Genomic DNA, 16798 nt, shown 5'->3' on the forward strand with positions numbered 1-16798 from the left:
GGTGCGGTCGACCCGGGACGGGGGAGCCTAGGCGATCTCGACGAAGTCGAGTTCCGCCCAGCGACTGTGGTGGGTCAGTCGGAGGGTGTTGTAGCCGGCGTTGAGTGTGACGTCGGCCCGGACCTGCCGCCAGGTCTCCCAGCCCGAGTTCGGATAGGTGACCACCTGCGCGGCGCCGCCGTTGACGGTGAGGGTGTGCTGGGCGTCGCCGTAGCCGGCGGCGTACGCGATGTGCGCGGTGTAGCCGCCGGCGCGGGGAGCGAAGACGGTCACCTCGACCCAGCTGTCGGCGTGGTCGATGTACGCCACGGCCTGACCCTGCGAGGCGGTCGTGGTGCTGCGTACCGCGCAGTTGTTGAGCCGGCCCCGCTCGGCCTCGTGGCGCACCCGGCTGCCCCGCACCACCGGGTTGCCGTCGGCCCAGCCGAGGTCGGCCACGTACATTCCCCGGGCGGTGTTGTTGTTGATCCAGCCGTGGAAGACGATCCGGTCGCCGCCGGCCTCCCGGACGACGTCGGCGCCGCCGGGGCCCCGGACGGCGTTGTCCAGGCTGGCCGTGGTCAGCAACGAGCGGTAGGCCTTGGTGTACGGACCGGTCAGCGCGGTCGAGGTCGCGTAGCTGGTCTGGTAGGCGTCGCCGCCGTAGCCGCCGAGCGAGTAGAACAGCACGTACCGGCTGCCGACCTTGGTCAGCACGGGCGCCTCGATCACCCCGGCCTCCTCGGGGCGACCGCTGCGCAGCAGCTCCACCCGGGAGCCCTGCAACGTCACCCCGTCGGCGGCGACCTGCTGGAGCCAGAGGCTCGTCGGCTGGCCGATGGCGTTGCCGTCGTCCTTGTAGAGCATGTACCGCAGGCCGGTGCTGTCGACGAAGCTGGACGCGTCGATGTCGCCGCCCTCGCCACCGTTGCAGATCAGCGGCCCGGTGCCGACCGGCGTGAACGGACCCAGCGGCGAGGTGGACGTGGCCGCGCCGATGCACTGCCGGCCCACGCTGCGGCTGAGCGCGGTGTAGTACAGCACGTACCTGCCGTCGGCGCGGCGGAACACCTCGGGGGCCCAGGTGCGCCCACCGCTGGCCCAGGCGCCGAGGGTGGGCAGGGCGTCCGGCCGTCGCGTCCAGGGGCCGGTCAGCGAGGTCGCCGTGGCCACCGGGACGTTGCCGTTGCCGTTGTTGGTCGAGTAGGCGTGGTAGGTGTCGCCGACCTTGAGGATGTCGGGGTCGGGGAAGTCACTGCCGATGACCAGCGCCGGTGCCGTGGTCGCGGCGGCGACCGGCTGTGCGGTGAGGACGAGAGGGCTGGCCGCGAGCGCGGCGACCAGACAGGCGAGGAGTCGGCGCATGCCGAAATACAACCACGCACATCGATGCAAAGAAAGGGGTCTGGCCCCGCCGGTGCCGGCGTCCAGCTTCGCGCCGGACGCCGGTACCGGTCAGGTCAGGCCCGGACGAGGTGGCGGGACAGGAACGTGTCGTCCACCCCGACCCACCGGACGCTGCGGTGGTCGCCCGGTCGGGCGTGCAACGTCTTCTCCGCGGAGGCGAACGCGTCGAACAACGCGAGCCCGGACGAACGGTCGGCGTGCTCGTCGTCCCACGGCAGCAGGAACTGGACCGGCACGGTGATCCGTCGCGCGGCCTCGATCACCGGTTCGTCCACAGGGAACCCGCCGCCGAAGATCGCGGCGGTGATCCGGGGCTCGACCGCGGTCAGTCGTACCCCGATCGCCGTGCCCATCGAGATGCCGCCGCCGTAGCCGACCGGCGCGTCCGGGCCGATCTGCGGCAGCGCCTGTAGGGCGTCCAGCGTCGCCTGCCATTCCGGTACCGCCCGTTCCGCGACCGAGGCCATGAAGCGGACGCTGGCCGCCGCGAACCGCAGGGAGTCACCCGCCGTCAGGGCTTCCCGGATCTCCGTACGGGCCTGCTCGTCGGAGTCCGTACGCGGGCGGTCGCCGTGTCCCGGCGCGTCGATCGCGACGACGGTGAACCCCCAGGTGGCCGCGGTGTGCAGGGCGCGGGCCCGGAGCCCCGGCGCCTTCTTGTGCATGCCACCGTTGTGCCCCACGAGCACGATCGGGGCATGGTCGGCGCCGGATACGGGTGCCCAGAGCACACCCGGGATCTCGCCCACGAGGAAGTCGCGTTCGACGACACCGTCGGACGAGGTCTCAGCGGTGAAACGTACAGAATTCATGGTCTGGTGCCTTTCGGGAGTGCCATCCTGATGGGCGCTCCCGGCGACGGTTACCTCAGCCGCCCGTCCGTGACGGGAGAGAGCACCACGTGCGAACTGCGTCCACGGGTCTCACCTCCTCGGCCGGGTCACGGATCCGGGGCACGGTATCAACCCGGCCGCACTGCCAGCCAGTCAATTACCCGTCGGCCACGCGTTCAGGCTCGGCTCGATCCGGAGAGCCGCCCCGAGGTCGTTCGCGAGACGGAAGCCGCGCTACGTCGCCGAGGTGTTGTACTGATCGAGCGTCGTCTTGGACGTCGAGGCGTCCCGGAAGATGAGTTCCCACGGGCCGGTGTTGACGTCCATGTCCTTGCCGAATCCGACCCACTTTCCGGCCATCCGTCGACCCGTGGGCTCGGCCAGGAGTTGGATTGCGCCGTGGTATCGGGCGCCCCGGTAGTAGCCGGCCGAGTCGGTCTGCTCCACCCACGTGCCAGTGATGACGGCACCGTCCACGGTGAGGTCCAGCGACAGGGACGATGCGGCCGAGCCAGGCAGGCTTCGCGCGGTCAGCCGGTCGCCGTGTTGGAGCACGACCACGAAGTGCTGCCCGGCGAAGGACTCCTCCCGGCCGCTGGAGTAGTACTGGTAGCGGCTGAGCCACACGCCCTCGTACGACCGGTGGACCGTGGCTGGCCTGGACGTTGGCGTCGGCGTGGCCAGGTTGGACAGGGGAGACGTCAGGTCGTGGCCACCGTGCTGGTCGTCGGCGACATGGCCGTCGGGCACCGCGGCGAAGCCGAGCAGTGAGATGGGTAGGCCAGTGACGACCTCCAGCGCGCGGGCGTAGACGGGTCGCGGCGCGGCGATCGCGCCGGACTCCCATCGCTGGACGAGTCTCTTGTTGGCGTCGTTGGGCTCGCCGACGCGGTGGCCGGCGGCTTGGAGCGCGCGAGCGAAGTCGTCCTGGCTCATGCGCATTCCGGTACGGACAGCGCGCAGGGCGGTGTTCGGGACGGTCATGACCGTCACCATAGCGGTATGTCGCCCAAATGTCGCCAGAAAAGTGACCGGGTTGTCGCATCTTGTGCCGTCGCGCTCGGTGACATGTGGACGTCATCGTGGATGGCACGCGACGGCCGGGCTTGCCGCCGTGGTTCTGCTGATTGAGGTGGGGATGCAGGGTGATGGCGACGACCCGGTGGTGAGCCGGGGCGAGCAGATCCAGGCGGCCGAGCGGGAGGCAGCAAAGCGGCGGATTCTTGCGCACGCCGACGCGGATCGGATACCGGTTGAGGAGACGACCCAGGCGGTACCGGATCGGCGGTGGCGTCGTGGGCAGCATTGATCTGCTGCCGGTCGGTCGTCGGGTGGCGTACTGGCGGGGGCGGCGGAAGCTGTCGCAGCAGGTGTTCGCCGATCGGTTGGGCAAGTCGAAGAGTTGGGTGGACAAGGTCGAGCGGGGTGTCCGGTCGCTGGACAAGGTGTCGACGCTTCAGGACATCGCCGTCGTTCTGCGGATCGATACGGCGGTGCTGCTTGGGCGGGACGCCGAGCCGGCCGGGGTGGCCGAGCGCGTCGAGGGTGTGGAGCGGATCCGCGCGGCTCTGTCGACGTACGAGATCGCCTTGGAGCGCCCGGCGGCCCGCCGCGTGCTGCCGGCCGACCGCCTGGTGCGGGATGTCGCGCACGTGTGGACCACCTTCCAGCACGCCCGCTACCCGCAGGTCGTCGACCTGGTGCCGGAGTTGGTGGCCGACGCGCAGCGCACCCATGCCCACGATTCCGGGCCGGGCCGGGTGCCGTTGGTGGAGGCGTACCGGGTGACGGCGTCGCTGCTGCTGAAGCTCGGTGCCCCCGACGTGGCGTGGCTGGCAGTCGACCGGGCCATGATCGCCGCTACCGGTGACCGGGTGCTGGTGGCTGCCGCTGCCGTGCAACTCGGCCAGGTGTTGCGGGAGTCAGGGCGGACGAGGATGGCGAAGCCGGTGATGCTGGCCGCCGCGTACCGGATCGCCCCGCCTGTCATCGAGTACGGCAGCCCACCCGAACTGTCCCTGTGCGGAACCCTGCTGGTGCAGGCCGCCCTGGCCGCCGCCCGTGACGGGGACGACCGTGCCGTTGCCGAGCTGATCGACGAGGCCGCCGAGATGGCCGCCCAGGTCAGCGACGGTCACGACCACCACCGCACCGGGTTCGGACCGACGGCCGTGGAGCTTGCCCGGGTCGCCGCAGCGGTGGAACTGGGTGACGCCGAGGAGACCGTGGCCTGGCACGAGAGGGCGACCACGCGGGACGGCTGGCGGTGGCTGCCCGCCGAACACCGCGCGGCTCACCTGATCGACGTCACCCGCGCTTACCTCCACACCGACGACCCGATCAACGCCGGTCGGATCCTGACGGAGGCCCACCGGATCGCACCCGCCGAGATCCGCCACCGACCGGCTGGCCGGGACGTACTCGCCCAGGTCGCCCGCGACCCCGCCGCCCCGACGAGGCTCATCCATCTCGCCGCAACCCTCGGGGTGGGCTGACCGTTGACCGCGCCTTTCCTGTCCCTGGCGCAGATCCGCAACCGGCTGATCCTCACCGCCCGCGCGATCCTCCGCGACCACCGACCCGGACCCGACGGACGCTGCCCAATCTGCCGAACCACAGACTGCCCGGTGGCCACCGCCGCCCGCAACGTCCTCCGCGCCGCCAGCGAAGTACAGCAACCGAGCGGCCCCACCCGACCCGGACGGGTCTCAGCAGCCCGGATGACCGTGGACGACACCCGAACCGGCCCGCCCACCGCCAGTTCGTGTCGAGGGGGTCAGGGTTCACAAACCCTCAGCTCCACCAGTGACACCGGCTAGATCGGGAAGCGGCCGCGGCGCCACTGCCAGTGGCGGCCGGCCTTCAGGTGGTCGACGACCGCGCGCTGGAGCACGGTGCGGCACGGCAGCTGGTCGAGCGGCGTGGTCAGGGTCCGGAACACGAACCGCAGCACCTCGACGTCGGCGTCCAGCCCTTCCGGTTCCTCGTAGGGCTCCAGCTCGAACCTCCGCTGGAACCGGACGATGTTGGAGTCCTCGGGCAGGTACTCCCGCAGCTGCGGGTCGAGCAGCCACGAGCCGCAGGAGAACGCCGTGTAGTGCTCGTCGGGAAAGTGGCGTGGGAAGAACGCGCGGGCCTCGTCGAGCGACGCCGTGACCGCCTCCGGGGTCATCGGCCCCGCCTCGGGGATGTGCAGGCCGAGGGTGGTGTCGCCGCGCTGGTACTGCAACCGGCCGAGCTCGTAGATGCCGCCGCGTGCGTGCAGCGTCAGCCAGCTCTGCATGACCGGCCAGCCCTCACGGTGCATCCGCCGGTCGATCGCGAGGTTGCGGCCCAGGTCCGCGAGGGTCCTCCACGACACGGCATCGGCGATGCCGTGGTCGCGGTGGTACCCCCGGACGACGTCGACCAGGGCCAGGTACGCGTACACGTAGAGATGCCGCCAGGCGGGGCCCCGGTCGCGCGGCAGCGCCGGACCGGGCGACAGCCAGCCGTGGCCGCCGAGATCGGCGTGGACCAGGGCGGTCGAGCGGTCGAGCAGCCAGCGCAGCTCCGGGGTCCACAGTGCAGAGGCGGGGTCGGGCCAGCCCGCCATGATCTCGGTGGCGTCGTCCGGCCGTACCGCGAGCCGGTCGAGGATCGCGGGGGCGTCGGCCTTGGCGGGCAGCGGAGCCGACGGCGGGTCGCCGGCGAGCCGGTGCACGCGGTCGACGTCCTCGACGGGCACCCCGAGTCGGGCGGCGATGTCGTCCAGATCCACGCGGACGACCCTACCGGCCGACCGGCGTCCGCCACGGCCCGCGCGCGGCGCGGGATGGCGCTACCAGCGGTTGCGGGCCTCCTCCGCCCAGCCGACCAGGCCGTCGAGGTCGACCCGCTCGCCGTCGTCGGTGGCCGCCCAGCCAGTGAAGTGCCCGAAGCACTGGTGCGTCTCGTTGGCGACGACCACGAGGCTGGTGCGGGAGACCCGCTCGTGGAAGGGGTGGAACGTCACGTCGACCCGGGGGCCGCTGATCCGCCACGGGCGGGTCCAGTCGGAGCGGTCGTACCGCCACCGCAGCTCGTCACCGATCTTGTGCAGCCGGCCGTCGACCACGAGCGCGTTCTCGGTGCTCCCGGTACCGTCGGTCCAGGCCCCGCCGAGCTGGATCGCACGCCCGGCACCGGCTCCCGCGGCCCAGTTCCACCGGATCGCGTACGGCCACTTGCCCCGCCCGTGGTCCAACACCGCGAACGAGTCCGCCGACGGGACGTCGTGCCAGGTGGGGCCGACCCGGAACCGCCCGCGCACCGGCCGCCCGACGTCCTTGACCGTGTACTGGAAGCGGTGCGGGCCCCAGGGCACCACCACGCCGAGCGACTCGCGCCCCGGTGGCACCGGCATGGTCAGGTCGATCTCGACCTGCCCGGCGGTGGCCCGCAGGGCGGTCGCCTCGGGCGTCTGGTCGACGGTCACGGTCACCGCGCCGGCCCCGACCGACACGCGGCCCGTGCCGCTGCGCTCGGGCAGGACGACCCCACGGGCCAGCGGCACCACCGCCTCCGTGGCCGTCTCGGTGCCGGTGGCCCGGTCGAGCAGGTAGACGCTGTGCACCCCGGCGTAGTCGAGGGAGGATGCCACGACCCCGAGGATGTGGGTGGGGGTGACCACACCCCAGTACTCCCACCGCTTGCGCCGGCCCCAGCCGCGCAGGTTGGCCCGGTGCAGCGGCCGGCGGGTCCAGCCGACCGCGTCGGGATTGAGGCGTCCGTCCGGCAGACACAGCTCGACCGGTTCGGTGATCTCGCGCTCGTGTGTCATGGCGGGAGGTTACCGGCCGGTCGGCCGTCGGCGGGGGCGGAGATTCCGGCGGCCGGCGGGTACCCCCTGTGGTTCTCCGCACCCACCGGCTGTGGTGGTCGCCGGTGGATCCGGTGGCCGTCCCCGTGGTCGGCACGCCAGCCGGTTCGTAGCGTGTGGAGTATGTTTCGTACCGCGCACACCCTGCTCACCGCCGGTGCCGCCACGGGCCGGTCCGCGCCGCCGGAGGACGGCCTGGTCGGCCACGTCACCGACCTGGTCGACCGGCTCGGCGGCCCGGGAGCGGGCCTGGCCGTGGCGCTGGAGAACCTCTTCCCGCCGATCCCCAGCGAGGTGATCCTGCCGCTGGCCGGCTTCGCGGCGGCCCAGGGACGGATGAGCGTGGTCGGGGCGATCCTCTGGACCACCCTCGGGTCCCTGCTCGGCGCTCTCGCGCTCTACCGGATCGGCGCGGCGCTCGGCCGGGACCGGATCCGGGCGGTCGCGGCGCGGCTGCCGTTGGTCAAGCTCAGTGACGTGGACCGCACCGAGGCGTGGTTCGTACGGCACGGCGTCAAGGCTGTCTTCTTCGGCCGGATGATCCCGATCTTCCGTAGCCTGATCTCCGTGCCGGCCGGCGTGGAGCGGATGTCCCTGGGGACCTTCGCCCTCTACACGACGCTGGGCAGCCTGATCTGGAACAGCACCTTCGTGCTGGCCGGCTATCTGCTCGGCGACAACTGGCACCTGGTCGAGGGGTACGTCGGCGTGCTCCAGAACGTGGTCGTTCTCGGCTGTGTGCTGGCCGTCGGCTGGTTCGTGGTCTCCCGCCTCGTCCGGGCCCGGCGGGGTGGACCGGTGGTCGTCGACCCCGTTTCGCCGGTCGATCCCGCCCCGCTGCGGCACGCCCCCGATCCGCAGGGGCGGGGCACGATCTACCGCAGCGCCCGTCCGGACGGATCGTCGACCGGTGGGAACCCCGACGGGTGGTCCTGAGCCGGTGGCGGAGAACCGGTCGGGGGCGTCGCGCCTGGCGGGGGCGCCGGTCGGGGTCGCCCTCGGGATTCTCACCGCCGGCGTCGGGGTGCTCCTCCTCGCGGTCGCGGCCGTCGCCCTGGCCGCCGCCGGGGCCGTGCCGCCGGCCCGCGGTCGGGTGCGCGGCACGATCCGGCGGTACGCCTCGGCGCTCGTGCGGTGCGAGCGCTGGCGTCTGGCCCGGTTCCACGACGCCGACGTTCCGCCCGCCACGTCGGGCGGGTGGCGCGAGGTGGGCTACCTGGCGGTACGCCTGGTGCCCGGGGCACTGGGCCTGCTGGCGTACGGGGTGCTCGCCGTCGGTGTGGTGCTGGCGTCGATCGTGCTGCTGGCCGTGTTCCGCGGAGGGCTCGGCGCGGGGGACGCGCTGGTGCAGGTGGTCGTCGGTGCCGCGCTGCTCCTGGTCAACGTGCAGGCCGTGGTGAGTGTCGGTGCGCTGGACGTGCGGCTCGCCCGACGCCTGCTCGGCCCGAGCCGGCGGGACCTGCTCGAGAACCGGGTCCGGGAACTGCTCGTCAGCCGCGCGGGGGTGATCGCCGCGGTGGACGCCGAGCGGCAGCGCATCGAGCGGGACCTGCACGACGGACTCCAGCAACGGCTCGTCGCCCTCGGGATGCTGCTCGGCCGGGCCCGGCGCAGCCGGGACGCCGCCCGCACGGCCGACCTGCTCGCCCAGGCCCACGCCGACGTCCAGCAGGCCGTCGTGGAACTGCGGGAGGTGGCCTGGCGGGTCTACCCGTCCGCGCTCGACGACGCTGACCTCGGGCAGGTGCTGGAGCTGGTCGCCCAGCGCTCCGACGTGCCGGTGCGGGTCCGTTGCGACCTGCCGGCACGGCCCGCCCGCCAGGTCGAGACGGTGCTGTACTTCGTGGCCTGCGAAGCGCTCACGAACGCGGCGAAACACGCCGCCGCTACCCTGATCACCGTCGACATCGGTGCCGGGGAGGGGGTGGTCCGGATGACGGTGCACGACGACGGTGTGGGCGGGGCCGATCCCGCCGGTCGGGGGCTGTCCGGCCTGGCCCGCCGGGTCTGGGCGTTCGACGGGCGGCTGCGCGTCGACAGCCCCACCGGCGGACCCACCACCGTATCCGTGGAACTGCCGTGCGGATAGTGCTCGCCGAGGACTCCACCCTGCTGCGCGAGGGGCTGGTCCGGCTGCTGGCCGAGGAGGGGCACGAGGTCGCCGCCGCCGTCGCCTCCGCCGGGGAGCTGGTCGGGGCCGTCGACCGGCACCGGCCCGACGTCGTCGTCACCGACGTGCGGATGCCACCCACGCATACCGACGACGGGCTGCGGGCCGCCCTGGAGATCCGGCGGCGGTGGCCGGCGACCGGCATCCTGGTGCTCTCCCAGTACGTCGAGAAGCGGTACGCCACCCGGCTGCTCGCCGACCGCCCGGAGGGCGTCGGCTACGTCCTGAAGGACCGGGTCGCGCAGGTGGACGACTTTCTCGACGCACTCGACCGGGTGGCCGCTGGCGCGACCGCGCTGGACCCCGAGGTGGTCCGGCAGATCCTGGCCGGGACGGATCCCACCGACCCGCTCACCCGGCTGACCCCGCGCGAGCGCGACGTGCTGCACCACATGGCACAGGGGCACACCAACGCGACCATCGCGGCGCGGCTGCACGTGTCGCAGAGTGCGGTGGAGAAGCACATCAACACGATCTTCGACAAGCTCGACCTGTCGCAGGCGACCGGCCACAGCCGCCGGGTGCTGGCGGTGCTCCGCTACCTCGGCGTCTGAGGCCGCCTGGTCCGGGGCAGCGCGGGCCCCCGCGCCGGCAGGGTGAACCGCCACCGCCGAGCCCGCAGGACGGGCACCACCCGGTCGACCGCGTCGACGGTCTGGCCGCGGTCGCCGCCCCCGTCGTGCATCAGCACCACGGCGCCGGGTGTCACCCCGTCGAGCAGCCGCCGGACGAGTTCGTCGGTGCCGGGCGGTTCCCAGTCACCGACGGCCAGCCGCCAGCCGAGCGGCCGCATGCCCAGCGACGCGGCCACGGCCGGGGTCCGCCCCCAGGCGCCGTACGGGGCGCGGAAGTACCGGATCCGGGCACCCGGCACGGCGTGCCGGATGGCGTCGTTGGTCTCCCGCAGGTCCGCCGCGATCCGCTCGGGCGACCAGGAGCCCATGTCGTCGTGGCGCATGCCGTGGTTGCACAGGGTGTGCCCGTCGCGGACGATCCGGCGGACCACGTCGGGGTGCTCGTCGACGTGCTCGCCCCAGAGGCAGAACACGGCCGCGATCCGGTGCCGGCGCAGGACGGCCAGCAGCCGCGGGGTGTCGGCGGGGTTCGGTCCGTCGTCGAAGGTGAGGCTGACCACGCGGCCACCGCCCCGGGCGGTGTCGACGAGGTCGGCGCTGACCGGGCGCGCCGGGGCGGGGCTGGCGGCCGGGGGCGGACCGGGCGCGCCGACCGGGTGGGGCCGGCGCATCGCGGCGGAGGGTGGCATCGGTCGTCCTCTCGGTGCCGGAACCCCGGGGTCGACCCGCGTCGACGGCGGGCTCAGTGTTCGAGGTAGGTGGCGTGGTCGAAGTCGGCGTGGACGCCGTCGTTGCCCAGGTCCTGGACCCACAGGCCGAGGAACGCCCCGGTGAAGCCCCACGCCGCCGGCTCCCCGTCGATGATCAGTGCGGCGTGCTCGTCGGAGAGGATGGTCGCGTCCAGCGCCGTCGGAAGCTCCCGCCAGCCGGCACCGAGGTCGTATCCGAACCGGACGACCGGACCGTCGAACACCGCCCGCAGCCCGACCCGTCGGGTGTCGCCGACCTCGACGGTGAGGTCGGGGTACGGCCGGCGTCGCCCGCTGTCCGCGCTGAGCAACTCCAGCACCATCGGCCCGTCGTCGGACCGGGTCAGGTAGAGGTAGTGCCAGTTCAGGGTGTTGTAGTACGCGGTGATGCCGGCCAGGTGCCGGTGGTCGAGAGGGTCGAACTCGACCACCGTCTCCAGCGAACAGTGGGTCGCCTCCACCCGCCGGGCCACCAGGCTCGGCGTCTGCCGGCCCACGGGCGACTGCCCCCCGTAGATCCGCAGGTGGGACGGGCGGGCCCGCAGGTCCAGCCAGTCTGGGTCGGCGGGCCGGCGCAGCGTCGACCAGCACGGGCCGAGTCGGTCGTCGTCGAAGTGGTCGGTGGCCGGCTCCGCCGGCCACGGGTGCGCGGGCAGGTCGGGCGCGACGACCTCGTCCGCCGGCACGCCCCCGGGGACGCGGGGCCAGCCGCCCGGTGCCCACTCGACCCGCTGGATCGCGGTCTCCCGGCCCAGCACGCAGTTGCCCAGCGGCGTGTAGGGCCGCCCGACCAGGTGGGCCAGGTACCACTCGCCGCCCGGGGTGCGGACCAGGCTGCCGTGGCCGGCCTTCTGTAGACGCAGGTCCGGGCGGCCGACGGAGGTCAGCAGCGGCCCCGCCGGGTCCACCTCGTACGGCCCGAACAGCTCGCGGGACCGGGCCACGGTGACCTGGTGCTCCCAGCTGGTGCCCCCCTCGGCGGTGACCAGCCAGTACCAGCCGTCGTGCCGGTAGAGACGCGGGCCCTCGGTGAGCCCGACCGGCGTGCCGGTGAAGATCGTCCGGGGCCGGCCGACGAGGCGGCGTCGGGACCGGTCGTAGCGTTGGATCTCGATGCCGGCGAACCGGTCACGGCCGGGCCGCCAGTCGGCGCTCATGCTCAGCAGCCAACTGGTGCCGTCGTCGTCGTGGAACAGCGAGGCGTCGAAGCCGCGCCCGTGCAGCTTCACCGGATCCGACCAGGGGCCGGCGATGTCGGGCGCGGTGACCAGGTAGTTCTGCGGATCCCAGTAGCCGCTGGCGAAGCTGGCCACGTCGCTGTACACCAGGAGGAACTCACCGTCGTGGTGGGACAGGTCCGGCGCCCACACGCCGTTGGAGTCCCCGCAGCCGCGCAGGTCGAGCAGGCGACGCTCGGTGATGATCCCGCCCAGCGGCCGCCAGTGCACGAGGTCGCGGGAGTGGTGCAGCCGGACCCCCGGATACCACTCGAAGGTCGAGGTGGCCAGGTAGTAGTCGGTGCCCACCCGCAGGATCGACGGGTCCGGGTGGAACCCCGGCAGGACGGGATTGCGGATCGACCGGGCGGCGGTCGCCACGTCAGCGGTCTCGGTCGACATGTCGGCTCCTCTGGTGCAGCTTTCGGCAAACTTCCGGAAGCTCGGCCCGGATTCTCTGGAAGTATCGACCACGGTAACCGGTCAAGGCGGGATAGGACAGACCCCTTGACCCGGTGTGCAACCACGTCGTAGCGTGCCGGCCATCACTCGGTAATACCGGCACCACACCGAAAGTTCCGGAAACCATGGCCGGGTCGCGCCGGTCTGATCGGCATCCGAGCACCTCGTGAGTCCCCGAAGGGATGGACCATGGCAGCGCACCTCTCCCGCAGAACGCTGTTCGGCCTCGTCGGCGCCGGTGCCGGCGCCTACCTGCTCAGCGCCTGCGGCGGCGGGGACTCCGGCGACCCGGACGGCCCGCAGGCCATCAACTGGTGGCACATCCAGAACACCGAGCCGATGCTGCCGGTCTGGGCGGCGATGGCGAAGGAGTACCAGTCCGGGCACGACGGCGTCACCGTCGAGATCCAGCCCCTGGAGAACGAGGCGTTCAAGGCCAAGCTGACCACCGCCACCCAGGCCGGAAGTCCGCCCGACCTCTTCCAGTCCTGGGGTGGAGGTGTGCTCCGCCAGCAGGTCGACGCCGGCCTGGTCAAGGACCTCACCGACGACGTACGGCCCTGGATCGACACCCTGCTGCCGGCCGCGGTGCAGCCGTTCACCGTCGACGGAAAGATCTACGGTGTCCCGTTCGACGTCGGCATGGTCGGCTTCTGGTACAACAAGGACCTCTTCGCCTCCGCCGGCGTCACCACCGCGCCCACCACCTGGGCCGGGTTCCTCGACGCGGTCCGCAGGCTCAAGGCGGCCGGCACCGTGCCCATCGCGCTCGCCGGCAAGGAGAAGTGGCCGGGCCACTACTACTGGGCGTACCTGGCGATGCGCATCGGTGGACTCGGCGCGCTGCAACAGGCCGCCAAGGACGGCAACTTCGACACCCCCGACTTCGTCGCCGCCGGTGAACGCCTCAAGGAACTGGTCGCCCTGCAACCGTTCCAGAAGGGCTTCCTCGGCGCGGACTACAGCTCCCCGGACGGGCAGGCCGCCACGATGGGCAACGGCGGCGCGGCCATGGAGCTGATGGGCCAGTGGGCCCCGTCGGTGCAGGCTTCCGCGTCCACCAGCAAGAAGGGGCTCGGCGACAAGCTCGGCTTCTTCCCGTTCCCGGCGGTCGAGGGCGGCCGGGGCGCGGCGTCGGAGGCGTTCGGCGGCGGCAACGGCTTCGCGGTCGGCAGGGACGCCCCCGCGTCGACGGTCGACTTCCTCCGCGCGCTGCTCACGGTCGAGAACCAGCGCAAGGCCGCCGCGACCGGCGCGGTGCTCCCCACGGTGACCGCCGCCGCCGATGCCATCGCCGACGCGAACAACCGGGTGGTCGCGCAGACCCTGGCCGCCGCGACCGGCTTCCAGCTCTACCTCGACCAGGCGTACCCGCCGGCCGTCGGCCAGCAGGTCAACGACAGCGTCGCCGAGCTGATCGCCGGTAACCGGACGCCCGCGCAGATCGTCAAGGACATCACCACGGTGGCGAAGAACCAGTAGGCATGGTCACCGACCACCGACCCGGGGTCGGTCGCGAGAGGCGGGTGGATCAGGCATGACCACGGCATCGACCACGTCCGGCCCACGGGCCGGCGGTGCGGCCGGCTCCTCGGTCCCGGGGCCGGACGGCACGCGACCGCGCCGCCGCCGGCCCCGGCCGGGTCGCCTCGGCGCGATCGTCACCTTCCTCACCCCGGCGCTGGTGCTCTTCCTGCTGCTGGTCGTCGCCCCGATCGTGGTGGCCAGCTACGCCAGCCTGTACAAGTGGAACGGCTTCGGCCTGCCGGAGAACCACGTCGGGCTGGAGAACTACACCCGGGCCCTCGGTGACCCCACGTTCCGGGGGGACCTGTGGCGGGGCCTCGTACTGGTCGTGCTGTCGCTGGTGGTGCAACTGCCGGTCGCGCTGGGCCTGGCCATGCTGCTCAACCAGCCGCTGCGGGGGCGCAGCGTCTACCGGCTGCTCTTCTTCGCCCCGTACGTGCTCTCCGAGGTCACCACCGCCGTGCTGTTCACCCTGGTGTTCTCGCCCAACCGGGGACTGGGGGACACGCTGTCGCGGTGGCTGGGCGCCGACGCGGGGGCAATCTTCGCCGACCCGGACACCGTGCTGGTCGCGGTCTTCCTGGTGATCTCCTGGAAGTACTTCGGCCTCCACATGATCCTCTACCTCGCCGGGCGGCAGGGCATCCCGAAGGAGCTCTTCGAGGCCGCGACCACCGACGGTGCCGGCGCCTGGCAGACCTTCCGCCACGTCACCCTGCCGCTGCTCGGCCCGACCATCCGGATCAGTGTGTTCCTGTCGGTCATCGGCACCATCCAACTGTTCGACATGGTCTGGGTGCTCACCGGCGGCGGCCCGATCCACGCCTCGGAGACCATGGCCGTGACGATGTACCAGTACGGCTTCCGCCGCTTCGAGGTCGGCTACGCCAGCGCGATCAGCATCGTCATGTTCCTGCTGAGCCTCGTCTTCGCCCTCTCCTACCAGCGGTTCGTGCTGCGGCGCGACACCGAGGGCGCCCTCACCACCCAGGGAGGCCAACGATGACCGGCACGGCGAACCCCGCGCTGCGGACCCGCCGCCTCGTGCTGCACCTCGTCTGCGTCGCCGTCGGCGCGCTCATCGTCGTGCCGCTCTGGTTCGGGGTGCTCGGCGGTTTCAAGGACAACGGTCAGCTCTCCACCAACCCGCTCGGCTGGCCCGACCCGTGGGTGACGGAGAACTACACCGGGATTCTCGGATCCGGGGTGTTCTGGCGGCAGCTGGGCAACAGTGTCCTGATCGCGGTGGCCACGACGCTCGTCGTCGTCGGCGCGGCGGCGATGGCCTCGTTCGTCTTCGCCCGTTTCGCGTTCCGGGGCCGGGAGCTGCTGTTCACCCTGTTCGCGGTCGGGCTGATGTTCCCGTTCGCGGTGGCCATCCTGCCGCTGTTCGTCCTGCTGCGGGGGATGGGCCTGCTGGACAACCCGCTCGGGGTGATCCTGCCGCAGGCCGCGTTCGGGTTGCCGGTCACCATCATCATCCTGCGGCAGTTCTTCCGCACCATCCCCGGCGAGGTCGAGGAGGCCGCCGTGCTCGACGGCTGCGGTCCGTTCGGGTTCTTCTGGCGGATCCTGCTGCCGATGGCCCGTCCGGCGCTGGCCACCGTCTCCGTCCTGGCGATCGTGTCGAGTTGGAACAACTTCATGCTGCCGTTGGTGGTGTTCACCGACCAGAGCTGGTGGACCCTCCCGGTCGGGGTGCAAGCCTTCCAGGGGCAGTACGCCGACGACACAGCCCGGGTGCTCGCCTACGTGGTGCTCTCCATGCTCCCGGCCCTGGGCTTCTACGCCGTGGCCGAACGCCAGCTCATCGGTGGTCTGGCCGGCAGCGTGAAGGGCTGAGCCACACCGGCTCCGGTAGCCTTCACCGACCGTAGGCTCGAGCCATGACGAAAGGGCGGAACGTGGGCGCCGACAACAGTCGAAACGTCACCATCGCGATGATCGCGCACCTGGCCGGCGTTTCCGTGCCCACCGTCTCGCGGGTCATCAACGGCCGGTCCGACGTCTCCCCGCAGACCCGGGAACGCGTCGAGGAGCTGCTCACGCGGCACGGCTACCGTCGCCGTCCACCGAGCCAGCGTCCCTCCTCCGGCCTGGTCGACCTGGTCTTCAACGACCTCGACAGTCCCTGGGCGGTGGAGATCATCCGGGGGGTGGAGGACGTGGCGCACGGCAGTGGGGTCGGCACCGTCGTGTCGGCGATCCACCGGCGTACCTCGTCGGCCAAGCAGTGGCTCGACAACATGCGCACCCGCTCCACCGAGGGGGTCATCTTCGTGACCTCGATGGTGGCGCCGCCGTTGCAGGCCGAGCTGCGCCGCCTCAACATCCCCGTGGTCATCGTCGACCCGGCCGGAGTGGCCCCGCAGGAGGCCGCGACGATCGGGGCCACCAACTGGGCGGGCAGCCTGCGGGCCAACCAGTACCTGCTCGGCCTCGGCCACCGCCGGATCGGGTTCATCGCCGGGCCGCCGCAGTTGATGTGCAGCCGGGCGCGACTGGACGGCTACCGCGCCGCCCTCGAGGCCGCCGGCATCGCCTTCGACGACACGCTCGTGCGTCCCGGCAACTTCTACCACGAGGCCGGGTACGCCGGCGGCACCCAGTTGCTGGCGCTGCCCGACCCACCGACGGCCATCTTCGCCTCCAGCGACCAGATGGCGTTGGGTGTCTACGAGGCGGTGCGCAAGCGCGGCCTGCGGGTGCCCGACGACGTCAGCGTGGTCGGCTTCGACGATCTGCCCGAGGTCCGCTGGTGCTCCCCGCCGTTGACCACGATCCGCCAGCCGCTGGCCGAGATGGGCATGCTCGCGGCACGGACCGTGCTGCGGCTGGCCCAGGGCGAGAAGATCGAGAGCCCGCGCGTGGAACTCGCCACCGAACTCGTCGTCCGCGACAGCGCCGCCCCGCCGGCCGGGCGGTAGGGCGGCGCGGCCACCGCACCGGGCCGTCCGGCGACCCGACCGGCCGACGGCGGGCGGCCGCGATGACGGTACGGGTCGTCACCCGCCCGAGGGGGCGGTGCGGGGCACGCCG

General features: G+C 72.3%; 16 protein-coding genes. 9 read left to right on the forward strand and 7 right to left on the reverse strand.

The window, feature by feature from the left end; translation table 11 throughout:
- Positions 1-27: 27 nt before the first annotated feature.
- The 3 genes from IGA62_RS26565 to IGA62_RS26575 all read right to left on the reverse strand — a co-directional run bounded on the left by IGA62_RS26565 (position 28) and on the right by IGA62_RS26575 (position 3215).
- Positions 28-1344: a family 43 glycosylhydrolase gene (locus tag IGA62_RS26565; protein ID WP_145818310.1), complete on the reverse strand. Its 1317-nt coding sequence runs from the start codon at positions 1342-1344 to the stop codon at positions 28-30.
- Positions 1345-1439: 95 nt separating this feature from the next.
- Positions 1440-2198: a dienelactone hydrolase family protein gene (locus IGA62_RS26570; RefSeq protein WP_145818308.1), complete on the reverse strand. Its 759-nt coding sequence runs from the start codon at positions 2196-2198 to the stop codon at positions 1440-1442.
- A 255-nt stretch (positions 2199-2453) separates the two neighbouring features.
- A complete protein-coding gene (locus IGA62_RS26575; protein ID WP_145818306.1) occupies positions 2454-3215 on the reverse strand; it encodes a helix-turn-helix domain-containing protein in 762 nt (253 codons plus the stop codon).
- Between IGA62_RS26575 and IGA62_RS26580 the strand changes: the two genes are divergently transcribed.
- Positions 3202-3528: a hypothetical protein gene (locus IGA62_RS26580; RefSeq protein WP_186500377.1), complete on the forward strand. Its 327-nt coding sequence runs from the start codon at positions 3202-3204 to the stop codon at positions 3526-3528. The two genes, IGA62_RS26575 and IGA62_RS26580, sit on opposite strands and share 14 nt — an antisense overlap.
- On the forward strand, positions 3515-4714 hold the full coding sequence (locus IGA62_RS26585) for a helix-turn-helix domain-containing protein (protein WP_232624784.1): 1200 nt from the start codon (positions 3515-3517) through the stop codon (positions 4712-4714). The genes IGA62_RS26580 and IGA62_RS26585 overlap by 14 nt, the downstream gene beginning before the upstream one ends.
- Positions 4715-5034: 320 nt before the next feature.
- Here the strand turns inward: IGA62_RS26585 and IGA62_RS26590 are convergent, their stop codons facing one another.
- On the reverse strand, positions 5035-5979 hold the full coding sequence (locus IGA62_RS26590) for an acyltransferase domain-containing protein (protein WP_145818301.1): 945 nt from the start codon (positions 5977-5979) through the stop codon (positions 5035-5037).
- 60 nt (positions 5980-6039) lie between these two features.
- Positions 6040-7020 (reverse strand): DUF2804 domain-containing protein, encoded by a 981-nt coding sequence (locus IGA62_RS26595; RefSeq protein WP_145818299.1) that lies wholly within the window; start codon positions 7018-7020, stop codon positions 6040-6042.
- 162 nt (positions 7021-7182) lie between these two features.
- On the opposite strand from IGA62_RS26595, the gene IGA62_RS26600 reads away from it, so the two are divergent.
- From IGA62_RS26600 to IGA62_RS26610, 3 genes are read left to right on the forward strand one after another with little or no spacing between them, the layout of a single operon-like run.
- On the forward strand, positions 7183-7995 hold the full coding sequence (locus IGA62_RS26600; protein WP_145818297.1) for a DedA family protein: 813 nt from the start codon (positions 7183-7185) through the stop codon (positions 7993-7995).
- Positions 7970-9148, forward strand: coding sequence for a sensor histidine kinase (locus tag IGA62_RS26605; RefSeq protein ID WP_232624785.1), 1179 nt, complete (start codon positions 7970-7972; stop codon positions 9146-9148). The genes IGA62_RS26600 and IGA62_RS26605 overlap by 26 nt, the downstream gene beginning before the upstream one ends.
- Positions 9139-9783 carry a response regulator gene (locus IGA62_RS26610; RefSeq protein WP_186499849.1) on the forward strand — a complete coding sequence of 215 codons (645 nt, stop codon included), beginning with the start codon at positions 9139-9141 and terminating at the stop codon, positions 9781-9783. The genes IGA62_RS26605 and IGA62_RS26610 overlap by 10 nt, the downstream gene beginning before the upstream one ends.
- Here the strand turns inward: IGA62_RS26610 and IGA62_RS26615 are convergent.
- Positions 9768-10493 carry a polysaccharide deacetylase family protein gene (locus tag IGA62_RS26615; RefSeq protein WP_269780471.1) on the reverse strand — a complete coding sequence of 242 codons (726 nt, stop codon included), beginning with the start codon at positions 10491-10493 and terminating at the stop codon, positions 9768-9770. The two genes, IGA62_RS26610 and IGA62_RS26615, sit on opposite strands and share 16 nt — an antisense overlap.
- 53 nt (positions 10494-10546) lie before the next feature.
- On the reverse strand, positions 10547-12172 hold the full coding sequence (locus tag IGA62_RS26620) for a glycoside hydrolase family 43 protein (RefSeq protein ID WP_145818295.1): 1626 nt from the start codon (positions 12170-12172) through the stop codon (positions 10547-10549).
- A gap of 249 nt (positions 12173-12421) precedes the next feature.
- Here IGA62_RS26620 and IGA62_RS26625 point away from each other — a divergent pair, with 249 nt between their 5' ends.
- The 4 genes from IGA62_RS26625 to IGA62_RS26640 are packed head-to-tail and all read left to right on the forward strand — an operon-like array spanning position 12422 to position 16686.
- Complete coding sequence (locus IGA62_RS26625; protein WP_145818292.1) at positions 12422-13714, forward strand: ABC transporter substrate-binding protein; 1293 nt, start codon at positions 12422-12424, stop codon at positions 13712-13714.
- Positions 13715-13769: 55 nt separating this feature from the next.
- Entirely contained in the window at positions 13770-14765 is a 996-nt protein-coding gene (locus IGA62_RS26630) for a carbohydrate ABC transporter permease (RefSeq protein WP_145818290.1), read from the forward strand.
- Positions 14762-15601: a carbohydrate ABC transporter permease gene (locus tag IGA62_RS26635; protein WP_145818288.1), complete on the forward strand. Its 840-nt coding sequence runs from the start codon at positions 14762-14764 to the stop codon at positions 15599-15601. The genes IGA62_RS26630 and IGA62_RS26635 overlap by 4 nt, the downstream gene beginning before the upstream one ends.
- A 44-nt stretch (positions 15602-15645) precedes the next feature.
- Entirely contained in the window at positions 15646-16686 is a 1041-nt protein-coding gene (locus IGA62_RS26640; protein ID WP_232624786.1) for a LacI family DNA-binding transcriptional regulator, read from the forward strand.
- The last annotated feature ends 112 nt before the right edge of the window (positions 16687-16798 follow it).

Source organism: Micromonospora sagamiensis, assembly GCF_014680085.1.
Taxonomy (GTDB): domain Bacteria; phylum Actinomycetota; class Actinomycetes; order Mycobacteriales; family Micromonosporaceae; genus Micromonospora; species Micromonospora inyonensis.

Coding starts and splice junctions, on each gene's coding strand:
- IGA62_RS26640 (WP_232624786.1), top strand. CDS start 15,646: ATGACGAAAGGGCGGAACGTGGGCGCCGACAACAGTCGAAACGTCACC.
- IGA62_RS26565 (WP_145818310.1), bottom strand. CDS start 1,344: ATGCGCCGACTCCTCGCCTGTCTGGTCGCCGCGCTCGCGGCCAGCCCT.
- IGA62_RS26625 (WP_145818292.1), top strand. CDS start 12,422: ATGGCAGCGCACCTCTCCCGCAGAACGCTGTTCGGCCTCGTCGGCGCC.
- IGA62_RS26570 (WP_145818308.1), bottom strand. CDS start 2,198: ATGAATTCTGTACGTTTCACCGCTGAGACCTCGTCCGACGGTGTCGTC.
- IGA62_RS26580 (WP_186500377.1), top strand. CDS start 3,202: ATGACCGTCACCATAGCGGTATGTCGCCCAAATGTCGCCAGAAAAGTG.
- IGA62_RS26575 (WP_145818306.1), bottom strand. CDS start 3,215: ATGGTGACGGTCATGACCGTCCCGAACACCGCCCTGCGCGCTGTCCGT.
- IGA62_RS26630 (WP_145818290.1), top strand. CDS start 13,770: ATGACCACGGCATCGACCACGTCCGGCCCACGGGCCGGCGGTGCGGCC.
- IGA62_RS26600 (WP_145818297.1), top strand. CDS start 7,183: ATGTTTCGTACCGCGCACACCCTGCTCACCGCCGGTGCCGCCACGGGC.
- IGA62_RS26615 (WP_269780471.1), bottom strand. CDS start 10,493: ATGCCACCCTCCGCCGCGATGCGCCGGCCCCACCCGGTCGGCGCGCCC.
- IGA62_RS26595 (WP_145818299.1), bottom strand. CDS start 7,020: ATGACACACGAGCGCGAGATCACCGAACCGGTCGAGCTGTGTCTGCCG.
- IGA62_RS26635 (WP_145818288.1), top strand. CDS start 14,762: ATGACCGGCACGGCGAACCCCGCGCTGCGGACCCGCCGCCTCGTGCTG.
- IGA62_RS26620 (WP_145818295.1), bottom strand. CDS start 12,172: ATGTCGACCGAGACCGCTGACGTGGCGACCGCCGCCCGGTCGATCCGC.